Origin of the sequence: Paenibacillus oryzae (assembly GCF_001675045.1) — a bacterium.
Lineage (GTDB): Bacteria > Bacillota > Bacilli > Paenibacillales > Paenibacillaceae > Pristimantibacillus > Pristimantibacillus oryzae.
Map to the genome: position 1 here is coordinate 837 of NZ_LYPA01000061.1, position 1,806 is coordinate 2,642.

1 protein-coding gene is annotated in these 1,806 nt (G+C 53.4%); it reads left to right on the forward strand.

Going from position 1 to position 1,806, the window contains the following annotated elements; all coding sequences use genetic code 11:
- A partial coding sequence (locus A7K91_RS13740; protein WP_169833413.1) for a hypothetical protein occupies positions 1–1,806 on the forward strand: 1,806 nt, incomplete at both ends.

Consider the following 1,806-nt stretch of genomic DNA (forward strand, 5'->3'; position numbering starts at 1 on the left):
GATGCCGCAGGGGTGAGTGCAATCGTCACCTTCAACAGCATGAGCGGAAGCTATGATGTAGCGCTTTCCAAGGGTACCCGTACCGACAGTACGAGTTTGCGTATCACGTTCAACGAAGCGCCCGACCCGGATATTGCAATAGTGCAGGCAGCGAAGGAAGCGGTAGAGAAGGCGGAGTATCCCGCTGCCAATCAGGCGGAATATGGTACCGAAGCGGCGGTGGCGAGTTATGTGGAGCAGCTGGTAAAGCAGGCGGCAAATAACGACGAGATTGGTCTGTCAATCCACGTTGATGCGTACACGGCGCCAAAGGCGGGAGACGCGGACTTCCCAATTGGCACCGACGGCCAGATCGCGTTCACCGTTACGTTGACCAAGGGTGCGCAGGTGCAAAGCATCGCTCGGCAGACGCTCATGATCAAGGCGATGCCATATGCCGGCGTTTCCAATCAACAGGCGATCGACAAGGCCATGGACCTGACTGGCGAGCTTCAAGCGCTCGATGTGCCGTTAGGCACGACCTGGACGGAGCTCGATGAGATGGTGAAACGTTATTTTAATGAGTTATTCGGCGATCTCCAATTGGACTTTATGACCATTTCAGTTAGCGCTAACGCCAATATAGAGGGGCAAATCCCGATTGATATTTATATGGAAAAGGGAAATGCATGGGGTGGAGGGATGGTGAATCTCCCCCTGAATGAGGAGTTTGATCCGTACCTGGCTTCGGTCAAGACCGCGATCGAACAGGGCGACTTTTCGGGCATCACACAGGTTATGTATGACAACGGATTGGTAAATTCATTCATTAATAGTCAAGTGTTAATCGCAATCCAAAAAGGTGGCGTTGAGTCTGACCCAATCAGAACCGGACGAGTGAGGGAGCTGGGCTACGTTCCGTCGATTACAGGGGATGCCGACAACCCGAACGGTACAGATGGCAGCTATACCTTTACCATCACGTTTCTTCGGCCATGGCAGGCCCGTACGACCGCTCCGATGACGGTTCCCATTTTGGCGACGGCTTTCGACGGACTTTCCAACATTCAGGCAGTAGCAGCGGCAAAGACGGCATTAGTAGATGGAACGGTCAATGTTGCATTCGGAGCCTTGCAAGCCGTCAAAACCACAGCAGTCCAGAGCTACGTTAACGGTCTTCTGGTTGGCGATGCCGCCGGGGTGACGGCGATCGTTACCTATAATAGCGTCAGCGGCAACTATGATGTTGTGCTGTCCAAGGGCAGCGCGAATGACATTAAAAGCTTGATGATGACGGTAAACGAATCAGCAGATCCAGACATCGATATTGTATCGGCGGCAAAGATAGCGGCGGAAGCCGCGAGCTACAGCACCCTGGCCCAAGCAACGGCGACCAGCGAATCGGTCATTGCGGCGGCACTGAAAGCCACTGCTGAGGCAGCAGTCAACAATAATGCGGTTTCGGTGACTGTCAATACAGATAACTACATGGCGCCGATTGCGGGCAACGGAGACAATGTAAACGGTACAGACGGCAGCTATACCTTCACCGTCACGGTAGCAAAAGGTTTGCAGAGGCAAACGACCTCGCAGCAAACGATAGCGATTACCGCAACACCTTTTAGCGGTCTTACTAATACGCAGGCCGTAGCAGCCGCCAAGGCGGCTTTGGCGAATGGAGAGATCAATGTTGCTTTTGGAGCCTCACAGTCGAACAAAACAGCAGCCGTACAAAGCTATGTAAACGGCTTGCTTATCGGGGATGCCGCAGGAGTAACAGCGATCGTCACCTACAACAGCGTCAGCGGCAACTATGATGTGGCACTG